This is a genomic window from Burkholderia territorii (assembly GCF_902833055.1).
Taxonomy (GTDB): domain Bacteria; phylum Pseudomonadota; class Gammaproteobacteria; order Burkholderiales; family Burkholderiaceae; genus Burkholderia; species Burkholderia territorii.
The window spans coordinates 77,460-97,343 of record NZ_CADFEJ010000020.1; the positions used below are offsets into that span (position 1 = coordinate 77,460).

Annotated in this window: 15 protein-coding genes and 1 pseudogene; 13 read left to right on the top strand and 3 right to left on the bottom strand. The window is 66.3% G+C overall.

The annotated features are described in order from the left end of the window. Window positions 1-174 precede the first annotated feature (174 nt). Window positions 175-1,371 carry a formaldehyde dehydrogenase, glutathione-independent gene (gene fdhA, locus HW466_RS26050; RefSeq protein WP_059451765.1) on the top strand — a complete coding sequence of 399 codons (1,197 nt, stop codon included), beginning with the start codon at window positions 175-177 and terminating at the stop codon, window positions 1,369-1,371. Window positions 1,372-1,462: 91 nt separating this feature from the next. Here the strand turns inward: fdhA and HW466_RS26055 are convergent, their stop codons facing one another. After that, window positions 1,463-2,302: an ATP-dependent serine protease gene (locus HW466_RS26055; RefSeq protein WP_174906067.1), complete on the bottom strand. Its 840-nt coding sequence runs from the start codon at window positions 2,300-2,302 to the stop codon at window positions 1,463-1,465. 8 nt (window positions 2,303-2,310) lie between these two features. Next, the gene (locus tag HW466_RS26060) at window positions 2,311-3,732 is read right to left on the bottom strand and encodes an aminotransferase-like domain-containing protein (protein WP_060347951.1); all 1,422 of its coding nucleotides are present in this window, start codon (window positions 3,730-3,732) and stop codon (window positions 2,311-2,313) included. A 285-nt stretch (window positions 3,733-4,017) separates the two neighbouring features. Between HW466_RS26060 and HW466_RS26065 the strand changes: the two genes are divergently transcribed. Next, on the top strand, window positions 4,018-5,433 hold the full coding sequence (locus tag HW466_RS26065; RefSeq protein ID WP_151004845.1) for a discoidin domain-containing protein: 1,416 nt from the start codon (window positions 4,018-4,020) through the stop codon (window positions 5,431-5,433). A gap of 55 nt (window positions 5,434-5,488) precedes the next feature. On the opposite strand, the gene HW466_RS26070 is transcribed toward HW466_RS26065, so the two are convergent. Next, window positions 5,489-6,514 (bottom strand): GlxA family transcriptional regulator, encoded by a 1,026-nt coding sequence (locus HW466_RS26070; RefSeq protein WP_059451761.1) that lies wholly within the window; start codon window positions 6,512-6,514, stop codon window positions 5,489-5,491. Window positions 6,515-6,962: 448 nt separating this feature from the next. On the opposite strand from HW466_RS26070, the gene HW466_RS26075 reads away from it, so the two are divergent. From HW466_RS26075 to HW466_RS26125, 11 genes and pseudogenes are all read left to right on the top strand, one after another. After that, entirely contained in the window at window positions 6,963-8,237 is a 1,275-nt protein-coding gene (locus HW466_RS26075) for a serine hydroxymethyltransferase (RefSeq protein ID WP_059504212.1), read from the top strand. 42 nt (window positions 8,238-8,279) lie between these two features. After that, window positions 8,280-9,251: a dipeptidase gene (locus HW466_RS26080; RefSeq protein ID WP_059451759.1), complete on the top strand. Its 972-nt coding sequence runs from the start codon at window positions 8,280-8,282 to the stop codon at window positions 9,249-9,251. Between the two features lie 139 nt (window positions 9,252-9,390). Further along, window positions 9,391-9,924 carry a DUF5943 domain-containing protein gene (locus tag HW466_RS26085; RefSeq protein WP_059451758.1) on the top strand — a complete coding sequence of 178 codons (534 nt, stop codon included), beginning with the start codon at window positions 9,391-9,393 and terminating at the stop codon, window positions 9,922-9,924. A 74-nt stretch (window positions 9,925-9,998) separates the two neighbouring features. Continuing rightward, the gene (locus HW466_RS26090) at window positions 9,999-12,062 is read left to right on the top strand and encodes an NADH:flavin oxidoreductase (RefSeq protein ID WP_059544341.1); all 2,064 of its coding nucleotides are present in this window, start codon (window positions 9,999-10,001) and stop codon (window positions 12,060-12,062) included. 2 nt (window positions 12,063-12,064) lie between these two features. After that, a complete protein-coding gene (locus HW466_RS26095) occupies window positions 12,065-13,990 on the top strand; it encodes a (Fe-S)-binding protein (RefSeq protein ID WP_059544339.1) in 1,926 nt (641 codons plus the stop codon). Between the two features lie 4 nt (window positions 13,991-13,994). Further along, window positions 13,995-15,164 carry an electron transfer flavoprotein subunit alpha/FixB family protein gene (locus HW466_RS26100; RefSeq protein WP_059504207.1) on the top strand — a complete coding sequence of 390 codons (1,170 nt, stop codon included), beginning with the start codon at window positions 13,995-13,997 and terminating at the stop codon, window positions 15,162-15,164. Then, window positions 15,161-15,946: an electron transfer flavoprotein subunit beta/FixA family protein gene (locus HW466_RS26105; protein ID WP_059544335.1), complete on the top strand. Its 786-nt coding sequence runs from the start codon at window positions 15,161-15,163 to the stop codon at window positions 15,944-15,946. Before HW466_RS26100 ends, HW466_RS26105 begins: the two co-directional genes overlap by 4 nt. Window positions 15,947-15,998: 52 nt before the next feature. Further along, the gene (locus HW466_RS26110; protein WP_060347946.1) at window positions 15,999-17,240 is read left to right on the top strand and encodes an aromatic ring-hydroxylating oxygenase subunit alpha; all 1,242 of its coding nucleotides are present in this window, start codon (window positions 15,999-16,001) and stop codon (window positions 17,238-17,240) included. Window positions 17,241-17,270: 30 nt separating this feature from the next. Continuing rightward, window positions 17,271-18,419, top strand: a complete 1,149-nt coding sequence (locus tag HW466_RS26115) for an FAD-binding oxidoreductase (protein WP_151006088.1) — start codon at window positions 17,271-17,273, stop codon at window positions 18,417-18,419. Between the two features lie 144 nt (window positions 18,420-18,563). Next, complete coding sequence (locus tag HW466_RS26120; RefSeq protein ID WP_059504199.1) at window positions 18,564-19,427, top strand: glycine betaine ABC transporter substrate-binding protein; 864 nt, start codon at window positions 18,564-18,566, stop codon at window positions 19,425-19,427. A 225-nt stretch (window positions 19,428-19,652) separates the two neighbouring features. Next, window positions 19,653-19,884 (top strand): annotated as a pseudogene (locus HW466_RS26125) (amino acid permease); the annotation flags it as partial.

Below are 19,884 nucleotides of genomic sequence, written 5' to 3' on the forward strand. Positions count from 1 at the left end.
CACCGCCGGCCCGACTTTCGCATTTGCGCCATCGATGTCGGCACCGTTCAAACGCGTGTCGCGTTTGAGACAACGGCGCCCCCACCTCCGGGACTACTCTCGAACAGCACGTTGCGTAGCGCCGCATCCGCCGGCGCGCGGCAGCGCGATCCAACGAGACATGGAGACAATACGATGAGCAGCAATCGAGGTGTCGTCTATCTTGGGCCGGGCAAGGTCGAAGTTCAGAAGATCGATTATCCGAAAATGGTCGATCCGACCGGCCGCGCGATCGGCCACGGTGTCATCCTGAAAGTGGTGAGCACGAACATCTGCGGCTCCGACCAGCACATGGTGCGCGGCCGCACGACCGCGCCGATCGGCCTCGTCCTCGGTCACGAGATCACGGGCGAAGTGGTCGAAGTGGGCCCGGACGTCGAAACGCTGAAGATCGGCGATCTCGTGTCGGTGCCGTTCAACGTCGCCTGCGGCCGCTGCGCGATGTGCAAGGACACGCATACGGGCGTGTGCCTGAACGTGAACCCTTCGCGCGCCGGCGGTGCCTACGGCTATGTCGACATGGGCGGCTGGATCGGCGGCCAGGCCGAGTACGTGCTCGTGCCGTACGCCGACTTCAACCTGCTGAAATTCCCGGACCGCGACCAGGCGATGGCGAAGATTCGCGACCTGACCTGCCTGTCCGACATTCTGCCGACCGGTTATCACGGCGCGGTGAGCGCGGGCGTGAAGCCGGGCTCGACGGTCTACATCGCGGGCGCGGGCCCGGTCGGCATGGCGGCGGCGGCGTCGGCGCGCCTGCTCGGCGCGGCGGTGACGATCGTCGGCGACATGAACGCGGAACGCCTCGCGCACGCGCGTGCGATGGGCTTCGAGACGGTCGACCTGTCGAAGGACGCGTCGCTCGGCGAGCAGATCGCGCAGATCCTCGGCGTGCCGGAGATCGACTGCGCGGTCGACTGCGTCGGCTTCGAGGCGCACGGCCACGGGTCGTCGGGCCATGCCGAGGAGGCGCCCGCGACGGTGCTGAACTCGCTGATGGAAATCACGCGGCCGGCCGGTGCGATCGGTATCCCGGGCCTGTACGTGACGGACGATCCGGGCGCGAAGGACAAGGCCGCGCAGCACGGCAGCCTGAGCATCCGATTCGGTCTCGGCTGGGCGAAGTCGCACTCGTTCTTCACGGGCCAGACGCCGGTGCTCAAGTACAACCGCAACCTGATGCAGGCCATCCTGTTCGACCGTCTGCCGATCGCGAAGATCGTCAACGTCGAAGTGATCTCGCTCGACCAGGCGCCGGAAGGCTACAAGAAGTTCGACGGCGGCGCGCCGCGCAAATTCGTGATTGATCCGCACGGCTTGCTGGCCGCCTGACGCACGAACGACCGGCATGACGCGGGCGGTACCGGAGACGGTGCCGCCCGTTTTTCGTTGTGCGCGTGGCTGCAGTCGCGACGTGCCGCGCTCAATGGCCGCGATAGACCATCGCCAATTGGGCTCCGCTCGCCATGGCTCGGTGCCGATGATGCGAATGCACGCTTACGCGGCGTATCGCGTGCCCGCGCCGCGTCGCGGCGGCACCGCCTTTCCAGTCGGCGACGCGAATGCCGCCGCCGCGCGCGTTGTTCGGTTCGTGAACCGGCGGTGCGTGCCGTGCGAGCGTCGTCGTCGGGCGTGCTGCCGCGTGTCGGGGCGTGCCGGCATTGCCGCGTTGAGCGGCCGTGGTCGGTCGATCGGTCGCGGTGTCGACATCGGCGTCCGCGAGCCGAGCGGTGTCGACTGCCGCGCGCTCGGCCGGATGAAATGCCCGGACGGGCGCGGGCCCGACCGGCAGCGTCATCGTGAGCGGGGCGGCCGAGGGCGGGCTGGCCTCGGCCGTCACCGTGCGCGGCGCGCCCGGTCCGCGACAGGCCGGATCCGCCCGGCACGTCCGGTCATACGTCACATAGCCGCCGACCAGCATCACGAGGGTCAGGATGCTGAGCAGCGGCGCGCTCGACGCGCGCGGCCGCTGGACCGCCGCGCTTCGCACCGCGGCCGCGACACGCGACGACCACGTCGGGACGGGTGGCGCGTCGTGCGGGGGCGCGGCCTGCGTGGCGGGCGCTTCGTCGTGCGCTTGACGCAGCGGCGCGAACGGCCAGCCGCCCAGTCCGCAGACGGGGCACTGCTCGCTGGCGCGGAACGCCATGAAACCGCACTGCCGGCAGCGCTGGCTGACGGTATCGCGCGGCTCCGCACGCAGGTTCAGCGCGCCGCGCAGCGTGTCGCGCGGGCGGATTTTCCGGTTAGGGAGGACTTGCATGATCGTTGCTACCTCGTCTGCTGTTGCCGCCCGGCGAGCGTTCCGATGGTCTGCATCGCGTCCTCGACGGCAGGGGTCCACGGCCGGCCATAGTTCAACCGGACATAGCGGTGAAAGGCGCCCGTCATCGAAAAGATCGGCCCGGGCGCGAGGCTGACCCCGTTCTCCATTGCGTCGCCGAACAACTGCATCGCATCCACGTGCGGCGGCAATTCGATCCACAGAAAATATCCGCCGCGCGGCGCATAGACCTCCGTGTCGGCCGGGAAGTACGCGCGGACGGCCGCGAGCATCTGCGCCTGGTGGGCGGCCAGATTGCGCCGCAGCCTGCGCAGGAAGCGGTCGTACGCACCGTCGCGCAGGTAACTGGACACGGCCATCTGCGCCGGCACGTCGGCCGCCGGCGCGCTCGCGTTCTTCACCTGCCTGATCTGCTTCACGTAACGTCCGGCCGCGACCCAGCCGACCCGGAAACCGGGGGCGAGACACTTCGAGAACGAACCGCAATGGAGCACGAGCCCGTTGTCGTCATACAGCTTCGCGGGGCGCGTGGGCGTCGGGCCGAAATGGAGTTCGCCGAACACGTCGTCCTCGATCAACGGCACCTCGCGCGACGTGAGCAGTTCGATCAGCGCGCGCTTGCGTTCGTCGGGCAGCGTCGCGCCGGTCGGGTTGTGGAACGAGGTCATGAACCAGCACGCACGCACCGGATGCGTGTCGAGCGCTTCGGCGAGCGCGTCGAGATCGAGGCCGGTGCGCGGGTCGACCGGAATCTCGATGGCCTTCAGATGCAGCCGCTGCACCGCCTGCAGCACCGCAGGGAACGCCGGGCGTTCGATCGCGACGATGTCGCCCGGGCGCGTGAGCGCTTGCAGGCTCAGCGTCAGCGCTTCCGCCGCGCCCGTCGTGATCACGATTTCTTCCATCGGCAACGACGCGCCCGCGTTCAGGTACCGCAGCGCAATCTGGCGACGCAGCGCCTCGTTGCCGGGCGGCAGGCCCGCCAGCAGTTTCGCGCGATCCATGTTGCGGGCCGCCGTCGCCGCATATCGCCACAGGCTGCTCATCGGAAACAGCGAATAACTGGCGAACGCGGAACCCAGCGGCACGATGTCGTCGCGCTTGAGCGAGTCGATCAGCCGGAACAGCGCATCGTCGTCGGCGGTCTGCGACACAGCGGGTTTGCGCGGTGTGTCGTGACCGGCGCGCACGCGCTTGTCGTCGACGTTCGCGACGAAATAGCCCGAGCGCGCGCGCGCGACGATCAGGCCCTCGCTTTCGAGCGTGTAGTACGCGCGAAACACGGTGGAAGGACTTACACGGTAGGCGCGGCACGCCGAGCGCACGGTCGGGATGCGCGCGCCTGCCGGCAGGTCGCCGCGCCGGATCGAATCGGCAATGGTCTGTGCGAGCACCGCATATCGCTTCATGCCTGGCCTCCGGCCGATCACGGCCGTCGCTGAAAAAAGAGTAGCACGGCGTCCGCCGCGTTCAATCCCGCCCCCAATCGATTCGTTCGCAACGCGCTGATACGCACGTTTTCGAGCGACTCTGAGCCTTTTCGTCAGACCAGCAAACCGGCATTCTTCGCAAGCTTTGTTCCCGCCGCGTGATCGATACGGTGTTCACGCTCCCCCACGGCGGATCCGTGACGCTCGCGCACCGTGTGCGGGACCGGATCTGCTGCGTCCTTACCTTACCCGGAATCAACCAGCGTGAAATCGAAGTTCCTCGTCGCGGGCCTCGTGGTCGGCCTCGCGTTCAACCTGCTGCACGGCGGCGGCGCCGAAGCAGCCTGCATCAACAATCCGCCGACTCAATCCAACGCGTCGTTTCCAGCCGCACTGACCGGCAAGCTCGTCTATCACAGCTACGTCAAGTACGGCGACGGCACGAGCCAGCTGTTCCTGTATGACTTTTCGGCCCGCACGCTCACGCAGTTGAGCAAAAGCAGCTGGGGCATCACCGATCCGATGAACGGCGTGTTCAGCCCCGACGGCAAGTGGCTTGCGTTCATGGGCATCAGCAATGGCGCGTGGAACGTGTTCATGCTGCAGCTCGGCGCCGGCACGCCGCCGGTCAACCTGACGAACAGCACGGGTGCGACGCGCAACGAGGATCCGAAATTCAGCGCCGACGGCAAGACGCTCGTATTCAAGCAGAACGGCGACGTGAAGCAGGGCACGCTGTCGTACACGAGCGCGGGCCCGGTGTTCACGTCGGTCGTGAGCCTGACCAACGCACCGTCCGGCGCCGAATACTCGATGCCGTTCCTCGCGCCGGACGCGAGTGCCGTCTATTACGCGACGGGCAGCGGCTCGAACATGGGCCTGATGAAGCGCACGATTGCGACCGGTGCGACGGCGGTGTTCGACCATCCGGCGGGGCTGCAGACGTACTACCCGATCGTGCGCGGCGACGGCATGGTGTTCTACGCGCGCTGGAAGGACACGGGCGGTGCCGACCAGATCTATGCGAAGACCGCAGACCCGGCATCGACGCCGAACGCGCTGCCGATCAGCGACTGCATGAGCAACAACTCGGACCCGGCGCCGGTGAGCGGCACGAACTACGTGTTCTTCTCGTCGACGACGGCGGGCGGCTACCAGCTCTACGTGGGCGACGTGACGACCGGCCAGCGCTGGAGCCTGTCGCAATTCGGCGTGAACGCCGACACCACCAAGGCGAAGCTCGGCTCGAGCTACTACGGCGGCCCGGCCGCCGCGCAGCCGACGCTGCTGTCGCAGGGGCGCCCGGCTACCGCGTCGGCGAGCTACAACGCGTCGTTGACGGCGGACAAGGCGTTCGACGGCAACACGACGAGCACGCGCTGGGATTCGCCGGAAGGTGCGGGCGTCGATCCGCAATGGATTTCGGTCGATCTCGGCGCGGTGAAGAAGATCAGCAGCGTCGATCTCTACTGGGACGCCGGCGCGCTCGTCTATCAGATCCAGACGTCCAACGACAACGCGAACTGGACGACGGTCTATTCGACGAACAACGGCGTGTCGTACGGTCACGTCACGCTGCCGAACCTGAACGCGCAGGGCCGCTACGTGCGGATGCTGGGCACGAAGCGGGCGACGCAGTGGGGTTACTCGCTCGACGAGATGCAGGTGTGGGGATCGTAAGCACCAACGAAAAGGCGGCCTTCGAGGCCGCCTTTTTTATCGCGCCACCCCCGCGTCACGCATGAATCAAATGCGCCGGAAACGCCGGCGCACTCGCCGCCGCGCCCTGCGCGAGCGGTGCGACCTGCTTGCGGCGCTCGCGCGTCGGGGCGACGCCGAACGCATCGCGATAGCTCTTGCTGAAGTGGCAGGCTGACTGGAAGCCGCACGCCATCGTGATGTGCATGATCGACATGTCGGTCTGCAGCAGCAACTCGCGCGCGCGGCGCAACCGCAGCGTCAGGTAATAGTGGGTGGGCGTCATCCCGAGATGCTCGCGGAACAGGCGCTGCAACTGGCGCTGCGACATGTTCGCCAGTCGTGCGAGCTCCTCGCGCGACAACGGCTCCTCGATGTTGTTCTCCATCAGCGAGATCACTTCGAACAGCGACTTGTTCGCCGAGCCGAGCCGCGCGACGAGCGGCATCCGCTGTTGCGCGCTCGTGTCGCGCACGTGTTCGACGATGAACTGCTCGGCGATCTGCGTGACGCGCGCGGTGCCCACGCGCGCGGCGATCAGGTTCAGCATCATGTCGAGCGGCGCAACGCCGCCCGTGCACGTGATGCGGTCGCGGTCGATCACGAACAGTTCCTTCAGGAAGCGCGTGTCGGGAAACTCTTCCTTCAGCGCCGACATGTTTTCCCAGTGGATCGCGCATGCGTAGCCGGCGAGCAGCCCCGACTTCGCGAGCGCATAGGTGCCCGTGCACAGGCTGCCGAGCGGTAGGCCCATGCGCGCGAAGCGGCGCAGCGTCGACAGATGGGCGGGCGTGGTTGCGCGTTGCACGTCGACACCGCCGCACACGAACACGATATCCGGCTGCCCCACGCATTCGGCCGGCCCCGTGTCGACCGTGAGGCCGTTGCTCGCCGTGACCGGGCCGCCGTCCGGGCTGATGATCGACCAGCGATAGAGCGGCTGCCCGCTCAGGTAGTTCGCCATCCGAAGCACCTCGATCGCATTGGTGAACGCGATCATCGTGAAGTTCGGTAAGGGCATGAACGCGAAGTGGGACAGCGACGCTGTGCGGTCGGGCGACATGGGGAGCGTTCCTTGAATCTCTAATAGCTTTTCGCCCGAGAGGCACGGATCGGGCTGCCGTATTGTGTGAGCGAGCGCAACAAGCGTGCCATACGGCTAAACCCTAGCTCCATACGTTGTATGGGCGTGGGCGGGATGTTGCGCTGCACCGTAAGCGGGATTCGCGCACTTCGGGTGCGCAGCGCAAGCACCGGTGAAGTGCCAGTCCATCGATGAACGGCGCACGCCGGTTTGCATGGCCATCCGAAAAAGCACGATCGATCACTTGTACAAAACGGACGCGCATGGCGGAAAAGGCAAAGAACGCGTCTAAATTCATCAATCCGCCGAAAATCCGAACGACAAGAATAGAGCCGTCGGCAGCCTTGCACTGGATGCGGTGGAAACCCAGGTACGGCGGGCCTCGCGCTTCGGTTTCACGCCCTCTATTCTTCGTCACGGACGCACTATGTCGAACACCCAGCCTTTCTTCTCGCAGCCCCTTGCCGAGCGCGACGCGCCGGTGCGCAGCGCCATCCTGAAGGAGCTCGAGCGCCAGCAGTCGCAAGTCGAGCTGATCGCGTCGGAAAACATCGTGTCGCGCGCGGTGCTGGAGGCACAGGGCTCGGTGCTCACCAACAAGTATGCGGAAGGCTATCCGGGCAAGCGCTACTACGGCGGCTGCGAGTTCGCGGATGAAGTGGAAGCGCTGGCGATCGAGCGCGTGAAGCAGATCTTCAACGCCGGCTACGCGAACGTGCAGCCGCACTCGGGCGCGCAGGCGAACGGGTCGGTGATGCTCGCGCTGGCGAAGCCGGGCGACACCGTGCTCGGGATGTCGCTGGACGCCGGCGGCCATCTGACGCACGGCGCGAAGCCGGCGCTGTCGGGCAAGTGGTTCAACGCCGTGCAATACGGCGTGAACCGCGACACGATGCGGATCGATTACGACCAGGTCGAAGCGCTCGCGCACGAGCACAAGCCGAGCCTGATCATCGCAGGCTTCTCGGCGTACCCGCGCGCGCTGGACTTCGCGCGCTTCCGCGCGATCGCCGACAGCGTCGGCGCGAAGCTGATGGTTGACATGGCGCACATCGCGGGCGTGATCGCCGCCGGCCGCCATGCGAACCCGGTCGAGCACGCGCACGTCGTCACGTCGACCACGCACAAGACGCTGCGCGGCCCGCGCGGCGGCTTCGTGCTGACCAACGACGAAGAGATCGCGAAGAAGATCAACTCGGCCGTGTTCCCCGGCCTGCAAGGCGGCCCGCTGATGCACGTGATCGCCGGCAAGGCCGTCGCGTTCGGCGAAGTGCTGCACGCGGACTTCAAGACCTACATCGACAATGTGCTCGCGAACGCGCAGGCGCTCGGCGATGTGCTGAAGGCGGGCGGCGTGGATCTCGTCACCGGCGGCACCGACAACCATCTGCTGCTGGTCGACCTGCGCCCGAAGGGCCTGAAGGGCGCGCCGGTCGAGCAGGCGCTGGAGCGCGCGGGCATCACCTGCAACAAGAACGGCATTCCGTTCGACACCGAGAAGCCGACCGTCACGTCGGGCATCCGCCTCGGCACGCCGGCCGGGACGACGCGCGGCTTCGGCGTCCCCGAGTTCCGCGAGATCGGCCGCCTGATTCTCGAAGTGTTCGACGCGCTGCGCGCGAACCCGGAAGGCGACCACGCGACCGAACAGCGCGTGCGCCGCGAGATTTTCGCGCTCTGCGAGCGCTTCCCGATTTACTGATCGACGACCCCACAAAAGCAGAGACTGGAGCGAGAGGCAGATATGAGCACGCTGCATCAGGACAGCATCATCATCGACGGACTGAACATCTCGAAGTTCGAGAAGCCGGTGTTCGAGGACATGCGCCGTGGCGGCATCACGGCCGCGAACTGCACGGTGTCGGTGTGGGAGAACTTCACCAAGACCGTCGACAACATCGGCGTGATGAAGAAGAAGATCCGCGACAACAGCGAGCTGCTGACGCTGGTGCGCACGACGGACGACATCTTCCGCGCGAAGAAGGAAGGCAAGACGGGGATCATCCTCGGCTTCCAGAATGCGCACGCGTTCGAGGACAACCTCGGCTACATCGAGGCGTTCGCCGACATGGGCGTGCGCGTCGTGCAGCTTTGCTACAACACGCAGAACCTGGTCGGCACGGGCTGCTACGAGCGTGACGGCGGCCTGTCGGACTTCGGCCGCGAAGTGATCACAGAGATGAACCGCGTCGGCATCATGGTCGACCTGTCGCACGTGGGCGGCAATACGTCGTCGGAGGCGATTGCATTCTCGAAGAAGCCGGTGTGCTACTCGCACTGCCTGCCGTCGGGCCTGAAGGAACATCCGCGCAACAAGAGCGATGCACAGCTGAAGGAAATCGCCGACGCCGGCGGCTTCGTCGGCGTGACGATGTTCGCGCCGTTCCTGAAGCGCGGCATCGAGGCGAACATCGACGACTACATCGAGGCGATCGACTACGTCGTGAACCTGATCGGCGAAGACGCAGTCGGCATCGGCACGGACTTCACGCAGGATTTCGCGAAGGAATTCTTCGACATGCTGACGCACGACAAGGGCCGCTATCGCCAGCTGACGAACTTCGGCAAGGTGATCAACCCGGACGGCATCCGCACGATCGGCGAATTCCCGAACCTGACCGCGGCGATGGAACGCCACGGCTGGAAGGAGTCCCGCATCCGCAAGATCATGGGCGAGAACTGGGTGCGCGTGTTCAAGGACGTGTGGGGCGCGTAAGCGCCGCCGAGCCCGAGCCGCGACCCGCGATTCAATACAACAACGATCGGGACGTGCCCGCGCTTGCCGCGCGGGCACGCGGACGATGTCGCGCCTGCGCCCGAACCGCGCGGCCAATTTTCCTCACGGAGTCACCACGATGCAACCGCAACTGCCGATCAACGTCGATCCCGATACCGGCGTCTGGACTACCGACGCGCTGCCGATGCTGTACGTGCCGCGCCACTTCTTCACGAACAACCACGTCGCCGTCGAGGAAGCGCTCGGCGTCGAGGCATACGCCGAGATCCTCTACAAGGCCGGCTACAAGTCCGCTTACCACTGGTGCGACAAGGAAGCGAAGCTGCACGGGCTGACCGGCATGGCCGTGTTCGAGCACTACCTGAAGCGTCTGTCGCAACGCGGCTGGGGCCTGTTCTCCATCATCGAAGCCGATCCGGCCAGCGCGCGCGCGAAGATCGAGCTGCGCCACTCGTCGTTCGTGCTCCAGCAGCCGGGCAAGGAAGGCAAGCTCTGCTACATGTTCGCGGGCTGGTTCGCCGGCGCGATGGACTGGGTCAACGACACGACGCCGGAAGGCAAGGGCGCGCCGCGCGCGCATTCGAAGGAAGTGCAGTGTGCGGCCGAGCATCACGACCACTGCGTCTTCGAAGTGTCGCCGATCGCGCACTGATGCACTGACGTCAACACACAGCAATACGACAACACCCGCAACACGAGACATTCGAACGCCAGAGGTCGCCTGCGATGCGTTATCCCCACCTGTTCAAACCCATGCAGCTGAACCAGCTGACGCTGCGCAACCGGATCGTCAGCACCGCGCACGCGGAGGTGTATGCCGAGCCGGGCGGCCTGCCGGGCGACCGCTACATCCGCTATTACGAAGAGAAGGCGAAGGGTGGCGTCGGCCTCGCGATCTGCGGCGGCTCGAGCCCGGTGTCGATCGACAGCCCGCAGGGCTGGTGGAAGTCGGTGAACCTGTCGAACGACAAGATCATCGACCCGCTCACGCGCCTGGCCGACACGATGCACAAGCACGGCGCGAAGATCATGATCCAGGCGACGCACATGGGCCGCCGCTCGTCGTTCCACGGCGAGCACTGGCCGCATCTGATGTCGCCGTCGGGCGTGCGCGAGCCGGTGCACCGCGGTAACGCGAAGATCATCGAGATCGAGGAAATCCGCCGCATCATCGGCGACTTCGCGGCGGCCGCGAAGCGCGTGAAGGCGGCCGGCATGGACGGCATCGAAATCTCGGCCGCGCACCAGCACCTGATCGACCAGTTCTGGAGCAAGCGTTCGAACCATCGCACCGACGAATGGGGCGGCAGCCTCGAGAACCGTCTGCGCTTCGGCATCGAGGTGCTGACGGCCGTGCGCGAAGCGGTCGGCAAGGACTTCTGCGTCGGCCTGCGGATGTGCGGCGACGAATTCCACGAGGACGGCCTCGATCACGAGGCGCTGAAGGAGATCGCGCAGGCGATGTCGGAGACGGGCCTGATCGACTACCTGAGCGTGGTCGGCTCGGGCGGCGACACGCACAACACGATCGCCAACTGCATGCCGCCGATGGCGCTGCCGCCGGAGCCGTTCGTGCACCTCGCGGCCGGCATCAAGTCGGTCGTGAAGATCCCGGTGATGCACGCGCAGAGCATCCGCGATGCGGGCCAGGCCGAGCGCCTGCTCGCGAACGGCATGATCGACCTGGTCGGCATGACGCGCGCGCAGATCGCCGATCCGCACATGGTGATCAAGATCCGCGATGGCCGCGAAGACGAAATCAAGCAGTGCGTCGGCGCGAACTACTGCATCGACCGCCAGTACAACGGCCTCGACGTGCTGTGCATCCAGAACGCCGCGACGTCGCGCGAAGCGACGATGCCGCACATCATCGAGAAGTCGCGCGGCCCGAAGCGCAAGGTGGTGGTGGTCGGCGCGGGCCCCGCGGGGCTCGAGGCCGCACGCGTCGCGAAGCTGCGCGGCCACGACGTGGTGCTGTTCGAGAAGAACCCCGAAGTGGGCGGCCAGGTCATGATCGCCGCGAAAGCGCCGCAGCGCGAGCAGATGTCGGGGATCATCCGCTGGTTCGACATGGAAACGAAGCGCCTGGGCGTCGACCGGCGCCTGGGCGTCGCCGCCGACGAGAAGATGATCATGGCCGAGAAGCCGGACATCGTCGTGCTCGCCACGGGCGGTTCGAGCTTCACGTGGCAGGTGCCGGCGTGGGGCGTCGCCGAAGGGCTCGCGGTCAGCTCGTGGGACATCCTGACCGGCAAGGTCGAACCGAAGCAGAACGTGCTGCTGTTCGACGGCGTGAGCACGCACGCGGGCGCCGGCGTGGCCGACTTCATGGCGAGCCGCGGCTCGAAGGTCGAGGTGGTGACGCCCGACGTGAAGGTGGCCGACGATTGCGGCGGCACGACGTTCCCGATCTTCTATCGGCGCCTGTATGCGCTCGGCGTGATCCAGACGCCGAACACCATGCTCGATCGCGTGTACGAAGAAGACGGCAAGAAGATCGCCGTGCTGCGCAACGAGTACACCGAGGAACTGGAGGAACGCGCGGTCGACCAGGTGGTGATCGAGAACGGTTCGTCGCCGAATGACGAACTGTACTGGAAGCTCAAGCCGGAGTCGGTGAACCGCGGCCAGATCGATCCGCACACGCTGTTCGCGGCCGAGCCGCAGCCGTGCCTGTCGGAAGAGCTGGGCAACGGCCGCTTCCTGCTGTTCCGTGTCGGCGACTGCATCTCGATGCACAACGTCCACGGTGCGATCTACGACTCGCTGCGTCTCGTCAAGGATTTCTAAAGATGAATCCGGCTTTCCTCATTACCGCACTGCTGTGGCTGTCGGTGGCGGGGCTCGCGTTCGCGGTCGCGAAGCGCTCGTCCTACTGGCGTCTCGGGCGCGCGACGGCGCCCGGCTCGTTCGGCGTCGCGAACCTGTTCGCGATCCCGAAGCGCTACTTCGTCGACCTGCACCACGTGGTCGCCCGCGATCCGTACATCGCGAAGACCCACGTCGCGACCGCCGGCGGCGCGATCGCCGCGCTCGCGCTGGTGTTCGTCAACTACGGGCTGGCGATCTACTCGCCGTGGCTCGACAAGCTGATCTTCCTCGCGGCGCTCGCGATGCTCGTCGGCGTCGTGTTCGTCTGGCGTCGCCGCGCGGCGAAGGACGTGCCCGCCCGCCTGTCGCGCGGCCCGTGGAATGCGCTGCCGTGGCTGCTCGGCTCGTTCGCGCTCGGCCTCGTGCTGTTCATGGTCGTGCCGGCCGGCGCGATGTCGGGCGCGTTCGCGGTGCTCTGCGCGCTGCTGATCGGCGCCGGTGCTTTCACGATGACCATCGGCGCCGCGAAAGGCGGCCCGATGAAGCATGCGATCGCCGGCCTGCTGCACCTCGCATTCCACCCGCGCCAGGAACGTTTCGCGGCCACCCGCGAATCGTTCACGGGCAACGGCACGGCCACGCCGCCGACCGCGCTGAAGCTGCCGGACATCGAGCACGACGAGTATGGCGTCGCGAAGCCGGTCGAGTTCCGCTGGAACCAGCTGCTGAGCTTCGACGCGTGCGTGCAGTGCGGCAAGTGCGAAGCCGCGTGCCCCGCGTTCGCGTCGGGCCAGCCGCTGAATCCGAAGAAACTGATCCAGGATCTCGTCGTCGGGATGGCGGGCGGCACCGATGCCGCATACGCCGGCAGCCCGACGCCCGGTATCGCGGTCGGCCAGCATCGCGGCGAGCCGAACGGCCCGATCGTGTCCGGCCTGATCGAGGAAGAAACGCTCTGGTCGTGCACGACCTGCCGTGCCTGCGTGCAGGAGTGCCCGATGCTGATCGAGCACGTCGACGCGATCGTCGACATGCGCCGCAACCGCACGCTGGTGCACGGCACGGTGCCGGGCAAGGGCCAGGAAGTGCTCGCGAACCTGCGCGAGACCGGCACGATGGGCGGCTACGACACGGCCGCACGTTACGACTGGTCGGTCGACCTGAACGCACCCGTCGCGCAACCCGGCAAGCCGGTCGATGTGCTGTTCGTCGCGGGTGAAGGCGCGTTCGACATGCGTTATCAGCGCACGCTGCGCGCATTCGTGAAAGTGCTGAACAAGGCGGGCGTCGACTACGCGGTGCTCGGCGGGACCGAGACCGACACCGGCGACGTCGCGCGCCGCCTCGGCGACGAAGCGACGTTCCAGCAGATGGCGAAGCGCCTGATCGGCACGCTCGGCTCGCTGTCGTACAAGCAGATCGTGACGGCCGATCCGCACGTGATGCACAGCTTGCGCAACGAATACCGCGCGCTCGGGCTGCGCGTGACGGTCAAGCATCACACGACCTATCTCGCGGAGCTGGCCGACAGCGGCAAGATCGCGCCGAAGGCCGTCGAGGCGCTGCGCGAGAAGCGCACCACGTATCACGACCCGTGCTACCTCGGCCGCTACAACGGCGAGACGGAGTCGCCCCGCAAGCTGCTGAAGAGCATCGGCATCCAGGTCGTCGAGATGGAGCGCAACGGCATGCGCGGCCGCTGCTGCGGCGGTGGCGGCGGTGCGCCGCTGACCGACATCCCGGGCAAGCAGCGTATTCCCGACATCCGCATCGCCGACGCGCGCGCCATCGGCGCGGAGGTGGTTGCGGTCGGATGCCCGAACTGCACGGCGATGCTCGAAGGTGTCGTGGGCCCGCGCCCCGACGTGCTCGACGTGGCCGAACTCGTTGCCGCCTCGCTGGAGTGAATCGATGAACACGATCAAACGAATCGATCCGCGCCGGCCGTTCATCATCACGGCCGCCGGCCTGAAGCGCATCACGCTCGGCGAGGAAGGCAGCGCCGACGCGAGCGCCGCGCAATGGTCCGCGCACGGCCATGGCGCCGTGGCCGCGAAGCCGCGCCGCGCGGTGCAGGACCCGAAGCACGTGATGCTGGTGGTGGCGCACACCGAACGCGGCGCGCTCGACGACCATGCGCGGCAGGCGATCGCCGCGGCCGCGGTGCTCGCCGACGCGCAGACGGAAGTCGCGCTGCTGGCGTTCGGCGAACTGAAGGATGACGCCGCGGCGCTCGGCGTGGACAAGCTGATCGAGCTGGCCGATTTCGACCGTCGCGCCTTTGCGCCCGAAAGCGAATTGCAAGCATTGCAGGCATGCGCCGCGGCGCTCGCGCCGAAGCACGTGTTCGTGCCCGACAACGCGACCGGCGACGGCGACCTCGGCCGGCGTTACGCGGCGGCGGCCGGCGCAAGCGTCGCGACCCACGTGGTCGAGATCGACGCGAAGCACGTCGGCGCGTATGCGCAGGCCGGCCGTGCGTTCGCGACGCGCGGATTGCCCGACGTGATTCTGCTCGCGCAGAACGCGGTCGAAGCGAAGCTGCCGTTCGTCGGCGCCGGCGAGCGTCTGGGCGCCGACTTCATCCGCCCGGCCGGCGACGCGTCGCAGCCGTATCGCGATCTCGGTCTCGAGGAAATCGACGCGGCACAGGTCGCGCTGGAGGAAGCCGACTTCATCGTGTCGGCCGGCAACGGCGTGTCCGACATCGCCGCGTTCGAGCGGCTTGCCGGTGCGTTCGGCGCGGCGATCGGCGCGAGCCGTGTCGCCGTCGACAACGGTCACTTCACGCGCGACAAGCAGGTCGGCGCGACCGGCAAGACGGTCGAGGCCAGCGTGTACATCGCGTTCGGCATCTCGGGCGCGGTGCAGCACTTGCAGGGGATCAAGGACTGCCGTCACGTGATCGCGGTCAACCTCGACGGCAGCGCGCCGATCGCGAAGCGCGCGAACCTGACGGTGGTCGGCGATGCGCAGGCGACGATCGCCGCGCTGATCGAACAGGTGCAGGCCGCCCGCGCGTCGCGCGGACAATCGCCGACCGCCGTCGGCGCCCGTGAATCCGAAGGAGTCGCAGCATGAACGCCCCCCGCCAGTTGCAACGCATCGCGGTGCTCGTCTCCGTGGGCCGGCACCCGGTCAGCGGCACCGCGCGCTACAGCCGCAACGATGCGGCCGCGCTCGAGGTGGGCCGCCAGCTCGCGGAGCGGCATCGCGCGCAGCTCGACGTGCTCCATGCAGGCGATCCCGCCAATGAAGCGCTTGCTGAATACCTTGCGCTCGGCGCGCGGCAGGTCGAGGTGCTGGCCTGCCATGACGGCGACGATGCCGCGCACGCGCTCGCTGCGCGCGTCGAAGGCTACGACCTGGTGCTGACCGGCACCCGCGCCGAAGGCGCGTACGACACCGGAATGCTGCCGTATCGCGTCGCCGCCAATCTCGGCTATCCGCTCGTCGGCTCGGCTGTCGACGTGTCGGTCGACGGCGGCCGCGCGGCGGTCCGGCAATTCTTGCCGAAAGGGTTGCGGCGGCGGGTCGACGCGGCGTTGCCTGCCGTCGTCGCCGTGCATCCGCTCGCCAACGTGGCGCCGCGCTACGCGTATGCGCGGCTGCGGGCCGGCACGATCCGCCCGGCGCTGACGTCGACCGGCCCGGATGCCGATGCCGCCGCATGGAAGGTCGGTCCGATCGAGCGTAAACCCGTAAAGCTGGTCGCGGCCGAGAAGCGCTCCGGGCATGCCCGGATGCTGTCGGCGACGACGACCGAAAGCCGTGGCGGCAACGTCGTAAATGAAGGGAGTTCAGTCGAAAAAGCACAAGTGATCCTCGCGTATTTGCGCGAGCATCAGCTCATCGACTACTGATTTTGATGCCTGTCGGCAACCACACTGGAACGCAAGGAATCCGGAGCAAACGATGAAAGTATCGGCAGACATTCGCGCACTGATCGAACGACGCAAGGAAGGTTACAGCCTCGAGGCGCCGTTCTACACGAGCGAGGAAATCTTCGCCCTCGACATGGAGGCGATTTTCCGCCAGCACTGGATCCAGGTCGCGGTCGAACCGGACATTCCCGAGCCGGGCGACTACGTGACCGTGGAGCTCGGCAGCGACTCGATCCTGATCGTGCGCGACGACGACATGGAAATCCGCGCGTTCCACAACGTGTGCCGCCACCGCGGCGCGCGCCTGTGCAACGAGGACAAGGGCTCGGTCGGCAACATCGTGTGCCCGTACCACAGCTGGACCTACAACCTGACGGGCCAGCTGATGTTCGCCGAGCACATGGGCGAGAAGTTCGACCGCTGCAAGCACAGCCTGAAGTCGGTGCACGTGCAGAATCTGGCGGGGCTGATCTTCGTTTGCCTCGCCGAGGAGCCGCCGGCCGATTTCGCGCAGCTGCGCGCGCAGATGGAGCCGTATCTGCTGCCGCACGATCTGCCGAACACGAAGATCGCCGCGCAGATCGACATCATCGAGGAAGGCAACTGGAAGCTCACGATGGAGAACAACCGCGAGTGCTATCACTGCGTCGCGAACCATCCGGAGCTGACGATCTCGCTGTACGAATACGGCTTCGGCTACCAGCGCTCCGACGCGAACGCCGAAGGCATGGACGCGTTCGCTGAAACCTGCGTGCGCCGTGGCAAGGAATGGGCCGAAATGGGCCTGCCGTCCGCCGAAATCGAAAAGTTGCTCGACGTGACCGGCTTCCGCACGCAGCGCCTGCCGCTGGACCGCAGCGGCGAATCGCAGACGCTCGACGCGAAGGTCGCATCGAAGAAGCTGCTCGGCAAGTTCGACCAGGCCGATCTCGGCGGCTTGTCGTTCTGGACGCAGCCGAACTCGTGGCACCACTTCATGAGCGATCACATCGTGACGTTCTCGGTGATTCCGCTGTCGGCCGGCAAGACGCTCGTGCGCACCAAGTGGCTCGTGCACAAGGATGCGAAGGAAGGCATCGACTACGACGTGAAGAACCTGACGGCCGTGTGGAACGCGACCAACGACCAGGATCGCGCACTCGTCGAATTCTCGCAACGCGGCGCAACCAGCAGCGCGTACGAGCCGGGCCCGTATTCGCCGTACACGGAAGGTCTCGTCGAAAAATTCTCGGCCTGGTACATCGGCCGGCTCGCCGAAAAAACCGGCGCGTAGTAGTCAGCGGAACAGCAAGCGGAGTCACACATGATGCGAGATGCGGCCAATTTCGAGCCGGCGGACAGCCGGGTTACGCACCCGGCGTTCTGGAGCGCGCTCCCCGAGCGCTGGACGAGCGACGTCGAGGAAACGCTGGTGTGCTGCCACGTGCGGCAGGAAACCCACGACGTGAAGAGCTTCTTCTTCCGTTCGCCGCAGGGCCGCGCGTTCTCGTTCGAGCCCGGGCAGTTCATCACGCTCGAGCTCGACATCGACGGCGAGACGATCAACCGGTGCTACACGATCTCGTCGTCGCCGGCGCGGCCGCACACGATCTCGATCACGGTCAAGCGCGTGCCGGGCGGCAAGGTGTCGAACTGGCTGCACGACAACCTGCAGCCGGGCGCATCCATCCGCGTGCTCGGCCCGGCCGGCGAATTCACGTGCGCGCGGCATCCGGCACGCAAGTACCTGTTCCTGTCGGCCGGCTCGGGCGTCACGCCGCTGATGTCGATGAGCCGCGCACATCATGATCTCGCCGAGGATCGCGACATCGTGTTCGTGCACAGCGCACGCACGCCGGACGACATCATCTTCGCGCGCGAACTCGATCTGATCGCCTCGAACCATACGAACTTCCGCACGTCGTTCGTCGTCGAGCGCGTCGGTGCGCGCACCAACTGGCCGGGCGTCACGGGCTTCCTGACGCTGCCGCTGCTGAAGCTGATCGCGCCGGACTTCATGGAGCGCGAGATCTTCACGTGCGGCCCCGCGCCGTACATGAAAGCCGTGCGCGACCTGCTCGACGAAGCCGGCTTCGATCGCAAGCAGTATCACGAGGAAAGCTTCTCGTTCGAAACGCTCGCGCAGACCGCAAGCGACGACGTGCTCGGCGAACTCGTGCCTGCCGCCGACGGCGACGATGTCGCGACGAAGCAATTCACGGTGAGCTTCGCGAAGAGCAACCGCGAGATTTCGTGCGGCTCGGCGCAGCACGTGCTCGATGCGGCGCGCCAGTCGGGCGTGCGGCTGCCGGCATCGTGCACGCAGGGCATGTGCGGCACCTGCAAGGTGAAGCTCGTGTCGGGCCAGGTCGAGATGAAGCACAACGGCGGGATCCGCCAGCGCGAGATCGATCAGGGAATGGTGCTGCTGTGCTGCAGCAAGCCGCTGTCGGACCTCGTGATCGACAAGTAGTCAAGACGAGCCATCGCCGGTCCGGGTGCGACGCATCGCGTCGCCTTCGGACAAGCATCCGTCGGAAAACAACGATACCGCGGAATTGTGGTTGAAGAACCTAGAGAGACAACGCGCACGGTGCGCATTCCAAGGAGATCGACCATGAAGTTGTTCGGAAAACTGTTGTGGACCGGCGCACTGTCGGCGATGGTGGCACTGAGCGCGTCGGCGCTCGCCGATACGAAGCCCACGCTGAAGATCGGTTACGTCGAAGGGTGGGACGACAGTGTCGCGACGTCGAATGTCGCGGCGCGCGTGATCGAGAAGAAGCTCGGCTATCAGGTCCAGCTCGTGCCGGTGGCTGCCGGGATCATGTGGCAGGGCGTGGCGCGCGGCGACCTCGACGCGACGCTTTCCGCATGGCTGCCGGTCACGCACGGCTCCTACTGGGGCGAATACAAGTCGAAGGTCGTCGATCTTGGCGCGAACTTTCCCGACGCGAAGATCGGCCTGATCGTGCCCGACTACGTGAAGGCGAAGAGCATCGACGATCTGAACGCCGAGAAAGGCAGCTTCGGCGGCCGGATCGTCGGCATCGACGCGGGCGCGGGCGTGATGCGCAAGACCGACGAAGCGATCAAGAGCTACGGCCTGAACTACACGCTGATGCCGAGCTCGGGCAGCGCGATGACGGCCGAACTGTCGCGCTCCGTCGGCGCGAGCAAGCCGGTGATCGTGACCGGCTGGGCGCCGCACTGGATGTTCGCGAAGTGGAAGCTGCGCTTCCTCGACGATCCGAAGAAGGTGTTCGGCGGCGCGGAGCACGTCGACAGCGTCGTGAACCCGCAGCTCGAAACGAAGGCGAAGCCGGTCGTCGCGTTCCTGAAGAAATTCCAGTGGAAGCCGGGTGAGATCGACAGCGTGATGCTCGCGATCCAGAACGGCTCGAAGCCGGAAGCCGCTGCCGATGCATGGATTGCAGCGCATGCGGATCGCGTCAATTCGTGGACTGAAGGCGCGCAGTAACGACCGCGGCGAAGCGTCGCGAGAATCATAAAAAAACAGGCCGGGAATGTCTTGCAGGAATCCGAAGTAATCAGGAATTCATGCAGGCATATCCCGGTTTTCTTTTACGGATTCTGCAAAAAGGTGCGTAAATTGTTACACTAGCGCCCTTGTGCGGAGTCATCTGCTTTGCATCGGACCAGAGTAAGCGCTGAAGCGCTAACTCTGATCGAGAGGAGGAATTGGATGAGTCAGGCAGGACTGCGTGCGAATCGCACCAGTGATGTTGAGGCAACCATCTCACATGATTCGACGGGCCACACGCTGCATCGTGGCCTGACTTGGAAAGATGCCTTCTGGGTAACGAGCGGCGTGCCGGCAGGCGTGCTGTTCACGATCGGCGGCGTATGCGCGACGATCGGCCAGCCCGCGTGGGCGATCTGGATCGCCGCGATCACGATGGGCCTGATCCAAAGCG